Source organism: Phenylobacterium sp., assembly GCF_004799395.1.
Classification (GTDB): Bacteria; Pseudomonadota; Alphaproteobacteria; order Caulobacterales; family Caulobacteraceae; genus Phenylobacterium.
Window position 1 is genome coordinate 1 of record NZ_SSMZ01000249.1, and the last position, 6,657, is coordinate 6,657.

A 6,657-nucleotide genomic window follows, 5' to 3' on the forward strand; every position below is an offset into this window, starting at 1 on the left:
CAGCTCGATAGTCAGGTAGGAGATGCAGCGGCGCGCATCGAGCTGGTAGGGCGCGGTGAAGGCCTTGGTCGGGCAGATGTCCAGGCAGGCCTGGCAGGAGCCGCAGTGGTCGACCTCCGGCGCGTCGGAGGCGAGGTCCAGCGTCGTCAGGATCGAGCCCAGGAACAGCCAGGAGCCGAACTCCCGGCTCGCCAGGTTGGTGTGCTTGCCCTGCCAGCCGAGTCCCGCCTGTTCGGCCAGCGGCTTTTCCAGCAGCGGCGCGGTGTCGACGAAGACCTTCAGCTCGCCGCCGAAGCGCGCCTGCAGCCAGCCGGCCAGCGCCTTCAGCCGGCCCTTGATCAGCTCGTGGTAGTCATCGCCCTGGGCGTAGACGCTGATCGTGGCGCGGTCGCGGTCGGCCAGGATCGCCAGCGGGTCGCGATCTGGACCGTAGTTCATCCCCAGGACGATGGCCGAGCGGGCGCCGGCCCACATGGCCCTGGGGTGCGCGCGGCGCTCGGCCGTCTCGGCCATCCAGCCCAGCTCGCCGTGACGTCCGGCCGCGATGAATTCGGCGAGGCGCCCGCTTGCCGGCCAGGCGTCGAGGATCTGGGTGAAGCGGCAAGCGTCGAAGCCAAGCCGCAACGCCGCCGCCCTGATCTGAGATTCTGGGCGGATCAGCTCTTCGGGCGTCTCAGAAGTCGAGGTCGTCATAGTGCCGGGCGGGGGTCAGGCCCGGCCAGCGGTCGGCCAACAATGGCCGGAAACACGGCCGGGACTTCAGCTTCATGTACCAGGTCTTCACCGCGGGGAAGTCCGTCCAGGGCATGTCACCGCAATAGTCGATCACCGACAGGTGCGCGGCGGCCGCGAAATCGGCCAGCGAAAGGCGGCGGCCAGCCAGCCACTCCCGCTCCTGCAACAGCTTGTCGATGTAGAACATATGGGCGCGCAGGCCATCGCGGCCCTGGCGCAGGTTGTTCAGGTCCGGAGCGCCCATGCCCAGGAGGCGCTTTTCCATCTTCTCGTGCAGGATGTAGCCGCCGGCCTCGTATTCGAACTTGCGGTCGAACCAGGTGAGCAGCCGGCGCGCCTCGGCCCGCTCGCCGGCGTCGCGGCCGAGCAGCGGCGGCTCAGGCACGGTCTCCTCCAGGTGGTCGAGGATGGCGCGGGCCTCGCACAGCACCAGGTGGCGGCCGAGATTGGTGTCAGTCTCCTCCAGCACCGGGATCATCCCGGACGGATTCATCGCCGTCAGGTCCTTCGGCCGCTCCCAGTAGCGGACCTGCACCTCGGTGAAGGCCAGCCGCTTTTCGCCCAGCACCAGGCGCACCTGGCGCGAGGCGGGGTCGAGCGGGAAGTGATGCAGGATGCGCTCGAGGCTCATGTCCGGCTAACGCGAAGCGGGGGTCGAATCGTCAGGTCCCAATGGACGCCTCACGCGTTAAGGGGCCGTTTACTACGCCTTGGCGGGGTGAGGTTCGGCGGGATGAGCCTCAGCGAACGCCCCGCCGTGCGGTTCGGCCCGGCCGCGCGGATCGGCGTGGATGATGATATCCGCCGCCGGGAAGGCGGCCAGCACCCGATTCTCCGCGGCGACGATCACCTGGTGGGCGGCTTCCAGGGTCAGGTCGGGGTCCAGGTCGACGTGCATCTGGACGTGGACGTAGGGACCTGCCGCGCGGGTGCGCAGCTGGTGGACGTCGGTCACGCGGCGATCCTCGGTCATCAGGTCGACGATGCGGGCGCGCACCTCGTCAGGCAGTTCGTGGTCCATTAGCTGGCCGGAGGCCTCACGGAAGACGCCGATGGCGCCCCACAGAAGGATCGCGGCGATAACCAGGGCGGCGATGGCGTCCAGCCGGGCGATCCCCAGCCAGGCCGTGGCGGCGATGCCGATGAGGGCGACGAGGTTCGATGCGAAGTCGGCGGCGTAATGGGCGCGGTCCCCGGAGACGGCCACCGACGAGGTCTGCTTCAGCACCCGCCCTTGCGCCATGATCAGGAGGGCCGTCAGCACGATGGAGACGCCCATCACCGCCAGCGCCCAGCCGCTCTGCTGAATCGGCTTGGGCGCGATCAGGTCGCCGATGGCCTGCTGGGCGATCAGGGCGGCGGAGGCGAAGACCAGCCCCGCCTGCAGCAGGCTCGCGAAGCCCTCGGCCTTACCGTGGCCGTAGCGGTGCTCGGCGTCCGGCGGGGTGACGGCGAAGCGGACGGCGTAGAAGGTCGTTAGCGAGGCCAGGAGGTCGAGGCCAGAATCGGCGGTCGACGCCAGGAGCGCCAGCGAGCCCGACGCCAGCCATGCCGCGATCTTGATCGCCACCAGGATCGCGGCGGTCGCCACCGAAAAGAGCGTCACCCGTCGGGTCAGGGCGGCGGTCTGCTGCGCGGTCAGGCCATGGAGGTCGGTCATGGGCCATGACCTACCATTTCCCTCCCCGTCTTGGGGAGGGTGGGCTACGCGGCCCGCCGGGGCATGGGCCCGACGTAGCGCGACTGGGGCCGGATCAGGCGGCCGCCGGCGAGCTGTTCGCGGGCGTGGGCGATCCAGCCCGACACCCGGCCGGTCGCGAAGACGCAGGTGAAGGCCGACGGCGGATAGGCCAGGGCCTCCAGCAGGAGTGCGGTGTAGAACTCGACGTTGGTCTGCAGTGACCGCTCGGGCTTGCGTTCCTTGAGGATCGCCAGAGCGGCGTTCTCCACGGCCTCGGCGAAGGCCAGACGGCCGGGCATGGCGTTGGAGCCTTCGGTGAGCTTGCGCACGGCCGCCTTCAGCGCGTCGGCGCGCGGGTCGCGGACCCGGTAGACCCGGTGGCCGAAGCCCATCAGCCGGTCGCCGCGGTCCAGCGCCTCCTCGATCCAGGCCCGCGCGTTCTCCGGCTGGCCGATGGCGTCGAGCATGTCGATGATCGGACCGGGCGCCCCGCCGTGCAGCGGCCCCTTGAGCGCGCTGATCCCGCCCAGGACCGCCGAGGTCAGGCCAGCGCGGGTGGAGGCGATCACCCGAGCGGCGAAGGTCGAGGCGTTGAGGCCATGGTCGCTGACGGTGACCAGATAGGTGTCGAGCGCCTCGACCTCGGCGTGGGTCGCGGGCTTGCCGCGCAGCATGCGAAGGGTGTCGGCGGCGTGGCTCAGGGCCAGGTCGGGCTTGACCGGCGCCTCGCCGGCCTGCGCGCGGACCACCGCGGCGGTGAAGACGGCGGGCGCGGCCACCAGGCGCAGGGCGACCTTCAGGTCGTCGCCGTCGGCCAGGCGCGCGGTGAGCGCCCGCATGCCCTCGATGGGCGTCCGGTCCAGGAGGCCGGTGTCCAGGGCCGAGACCTCGGCGAACACCTCGACCCGAGCCGCGGCGAGGGCCGGGGCCAGGTCGGCTGGCAGGTTGTCGAAGAAGCCGTCCCACAACAGGTGCGTGACCTGCTCATAGGTCGTGCGGCCGGCCAGCTCGTCCAGCGAGCGGCCGCGAATGATCAGGCGCCCCGCCTGGCCGTCGACCTCCGACAGCACGGTGTCCGCGGCGACGACGTCTTCCAATCCATCCGACATGGCGGTCTCCAGTTCCGGCTTGCCCAAATCCTTGCTTGCTCGGCGTCAGAAATGCCCTCAAGCTGAGTTCGTCAATCTTGATCAATGTAATCAACATATGGCCGCAACTGCCGACTGGATCGCCGCTGAGGAAGCCCGGGATCGCCTGGGGGTGCGCCCGCAGACGCTCTACGCCTATGTGAGCCGTGGGCGGGTGCAGACGCGGGCCGACCCGCGGGATCCGCGCCGCAGCCTCTATCGCGCCGCCGACATCACCGCGCTCGCTCAGCGAAAATCCCGCAGCCGCAAGGTCTCGGAGGTGGCGGCCGGCGCCATCGCCTGGGGCGAGCCGGTGCTGGCGTCCGAGATCACCACCGTCTCTGGCGGGCGGTTGTTCTACCGCGGCCGGGACGCGATCCGCCTGGCTGACACAGAGACCCTCGAGTCGGTGGCGCGCCTGCTCCGCGGCGGCCACGGGGCGGCGCTGAAGCGCACCGAGCGGCCCGAGCCGCCGCAGCATCCGGACATGCGCACCCGGGCCTATCTGGCCCTGGCGCAGCGGGCGGGGTCCGATCCGCCCGCGCGGGGCCGCCACCCTTTGGTGCTGGCGGTGGAGGCCGCGACCCTGCTGGACGTGCTCACCGACGCGGTGGCCGGCGAGGCCTGGGGCGGGGCGATCCACAACCGCCTGGCGCTGGCCTGGGGTCTGGGCCCCGGCGGACCCGGCGCGGACCTGATCCGGCGCGTCCTGGTGCTGGTCGCCGACCACGAGCTGAACGCGTCGGCCTTCGCCGCCCGGGTGGCGGCCTCCACGGGCGCCTCGCTGTCGGCCTCGGCGCTGGCGGGCTTGGCGACCCTCTCGGGGCCGCGACACGGCGGGGCGACGGCGGCGGTCAGGACCTTCGCGGCGGAGGCTGCCCAGCTCGGCCCGCGCCGGGCCATCGCCAACCGGCTGGTGGAGGACCGCCTGTTGCCGGGCTTCGGCCACATGCTCTATCCGGACGACGATCCGCGCGCCGCCGCGCTTCTGGAGCGGTTCACGCCGCCGCCGGACCTGAAAGCGCTGCAGGAGGCGGTGAAGGCGGTCACGGGCCTCGCGCCCAACGTCGATTTCACCCTAGTGGCCGGGTGCGAGGCGCTGAAACTGCCGGCGGACGCGCCCTTCGCCCTCTTCGCCGTGGCCCGCTGCGCCGGCTGGATCGCGCATGCCATCGAGCAGGGTCAGGCCGACACCCTGATCCGCCCGCGGGCGAGATACGTCGGGCCGGAGCCGGAGTTCGGCTAGCTCTCGTAGAATTCCTTGCGCGCCGCCAGCAAGGCGCGGACCAGCGCCTTCTCGCCCTCGTCGATGAAGGGATTCCAGACGTCGATGATCAGGATGACCCTGAGTTCGTCGGCGTCGTTCCAGGCCTCGTGCTCGATGGTGTCGTCGAACACCCAGGCCTGGCCCATCTTCCACTCGCGGGTCTCATTGCCGACGCGGAAGCGCGCCGGGCCGGGCAAGATCAGCGGCAGGTGGCAGAGCAGGCGCACGTTGGTCGAGCCGGTATGGGCCGGAATGTGGGTCCTGGCGTCCAGGGCCGAGAACATCGCCGTCGGCGCGTAGCCCGGCTGGTCAGAGAGAGGCAGGGTCTCGAGCAGCGCCGCGGTCTTCGGACAGATCCGGCAGGCCTCGTCCTGGCGCACGCCGTCGCGCCACAGGTGCAGCGAACTCCAGCGCGGGGAGTGATTGAGCTCTCCCCATTGGTTGACCGGCGTCCCCTTCGGGTAGGCGATGTAGGGGGCGAAGTCGCCCTTGGCCGCCTCAAGCGCGACCTCCAGTTCGCCGCGGATCATGTCCGTGGCCGCCTCCAAGTCTTCGAACCAGGGGAACAGCGACCGGTCGTAGAACGGGATCGCCGGCAGCCGCGGATAGTTGAGCAGCAGCGGTTCCTGGACGTAGACCTTGGTTCTACCGGAGAAGATTCCGAGGCTCTCATCGAAACGGCGGCGGGTGGCGTGGGAGACCTCCGTCTTCACCGCATCGGTGCGCGCCTTCAGATGCGCCTCCAGCGCCTCGCGAGTCCTGGCCACCACTTCGCGGGCCCGGGCGGTGGGCGCGCGCAGCGCCGGCGGCAGCTCCTCCTCCAGCGGCGCGACGATGAGCGCGTTCCTGTAGGCCGTCGCGGCGGCGCGCTCGCCGGCGGTCCGCTCCAACAGGGCGCCCTTCGAGAGCAGGGCCACGAACTCGTAGGGGTCGATGGCCAGGGCTTCGTCCAGCGCGTCGAGCGCGCCGTCCAGGTCGCCCACTGCCCGGCAGACCATGGCGCGCTGCATCTTCAGCGCCTTGTCCTGCGGCGCCGCCCGTTCGGCCTCGCGCACCAGGCCCAACGCGCCCTGCCGGTCGCCGCGCTGCAGCGCCGCCTGGACCGCGGCGCTCAGGTCCGGTTGGCGGCTGTCCGCCGAAGTCATGCAGAAATCCCCAAGACGCTGGCCTGCGGATGGATATACACCGCCATTCGAGGCGGCGAGGGCAGAAAGGCGGTAAACGCCTTCTTCACCATAGTTCAGCATTCCTGAACGGGAGCGTCGGGGGAGCGTCATGGCGGACTGGATCTACGCGATCATCTTGGGCGTGGTCGAAGGGCTCACGGAGTTCATTCCCGTCTCCTCGACGGGCATGCTGCTGCTGACCAAGCAGGCGCTGGGCCTGCCCGACGGCTTCTGGGACACCTTCACGGTCCTGATACAGCTGGGCGCGATCCTGGCGGTGGTGGTGCTCTATTTCGGGCGGCTCTGGAGCGTGGTGGTCCGCCTGCCCTATGACGCGCGGGCCCAGAAGTTCGCGCTCAGCGTCCTGGTGGCCTTCATACCCGCCGCCATCGCCGGCCTGGCCCTGCACGACATCATCAAGGGCGTCCTGTTCGAAAGCCCCAAGGTGATCTGCATCGCCCTGATCCTGGGCGGCTTCGTGCTGCTGCTGATCGACCGCTTCGCGCCCTATCCGACACGGCAGGACCCGCTCGCGCTGCCGCTTGGCACGTCGCTGATCATCGGCCTTTTCCAGTGCCTGGCGCTGATGCCCGGCGTATCCCGCTCGGGCGCCACCATCGTCGGCTCCATGCTGATGGGCGTCGAGAAGCGGGCCGCCGCCGAGTTCTCCTTCTTCCTGGC

General features: G+C 70.4%; 7 protein-coding genes. 2 read left to right on the top strand and 5 right to left on the bottom strand.

Features of this window, described 5'->3' with window-relative positions; all coding sequences use genetic code 11:
- From queG to E8A12_RS15875, 4 genes are all read right to left on the bottom strand, one after another.
- The coding region (gene queG, locus E8A12_RS15860; protein WP_293370539.1) for a tRNA epoxyqueuosine(34) reductase QueG at positions 1 to 693 on the bottom strand (693 nt) is incomplete at its 3' end.
- The gene (locus tag E8A12_RS15865; protein WP_293370541.1) at positions 674 to 1,366 is read right to left on the bottom strand and encodes a glutathione S-transferase family protein; all 693 of its coding nucleotides are present in this window, start codon (positions 1,364 to 1,366) and stop codon (positions 674 to 676) included. The genes queG and E8A12_RS15865, both read right to left, overlap by 20 nt.
- 72 nt (positions 1,367 to 1,438) lie before the next feature.
- Positions 1,439 to 2,395, bottom strand: a complete 957-nt coding sequence (locus E8A12_RS15870) for a cation diffusion facilitator family transporter (protein WP_293370543.1) — start codon at positions 2,393 to 2,395, stop codon at positions 1,439 to 1,441.
- Positions 2,396 to 2,439: 44 nt separating this feature from the next.
- Positions 2,440 to 3,525, bottom strand: a complete 1,086-nt coding sequence (locus tag E8A12_RS15875; RefSeq protein WP_293370545.1) for a citrate synthase/methylcitrate synthase — start codon at positions 3,523 to 3,525, stop codon at positions 2,440 to 2,442.
- A 97-nt stretch (positions 3,526 to 3,622) separates the two neighbouring features.
- On the opposite strand from E8A12_RS15875, the gene E8A12_RS15880 reads away from it, so the two are divergent.
- Positions 3,623 to 4,789: a citrate synthase gene (locus E8A12_RS15880; RefSeq protein ID WP_293370547.1), complete on the top strand. Its 1,167-nt coding sequence runs from the start codon at positions 3,623 to 3,625 to the stop codon at positions 4,787 to 4,789.
- Here the strand turns inward: E8A12_RS15880 and E8A12_RS15885 are convergent.
- Positions 4,786 to 5,955 carry an aspartyl/asparaginyl beta-hydroxylase domain-containing protein gene (locus tag E8A12_RS15885; protein ID WP_293370549.1) on the bottom strand — a complete coding sequence of 390 codons (1,170 nt, stop codon included), beginning with the start codon at positions 5,953 to 5,955 and terminating at the stop codon, positions 4,786 to 4,788. The genes E8A12_RS15880 and E8A12_RS15885 overlap by 4 nt on opposite strands.
- Positions 5,956 to 6,085: 130 nt before the next feature.
- Between E8A12_RS15885 and E8A12_RS15890 the strand changes: the two genes are divergently transcribed.
- Positions 6,086 to 6,657: undecaprenyl-diphosphate phosphatase (locus tag E8A12_RS15890; RefSeq protein ID WP_293370550.1), on the top strand; the 572-nt coding region annotated here is incomplete at its 3' end.

What these genes read in the sequence shown, in the direction of transcription:
- E8A12_RS15865 (WP_293370541.1), bottom strand. Translation starts at nt 1,366, where the DNA reads ATGAGCCTCGAGCGCATCCTGCATCACTTCCCGCTCGACCCCGCCTCG.
- E8A12_RS15870 (WP_293370543.1), bottom strand. Translation starts at nt 2,395, where the DNA reads ATGACCGACCTCCATGGCCTGACCGCGCAGCAGACCGCCGCCCTGACC.
- E8A12_RS15875 (WP_293370545.1), bottom strand. Translation starts at nt 3,525, where the DNA reads ATGTCGGATGGATTGGAAGACGTCGTCGCCGCGGACACCGTGCTGTCG.
- E8A12_RS15880 (WP_293370547.1), top strand. Translation starts at nt 3,623, where the DNA reads ATGGCCGCAACTGCCGACTGGATCGCCGCTGAGGAAGCCCGGGATCGC.
- E8A12_RS15885 (WP_293370549.1), bottom strand. Translation starts at nt 5,955, where the DNA reads ATGACTTCGGCGGACAGCCGCCAACCGGACCTGAGCGCCGCGGTCCAG.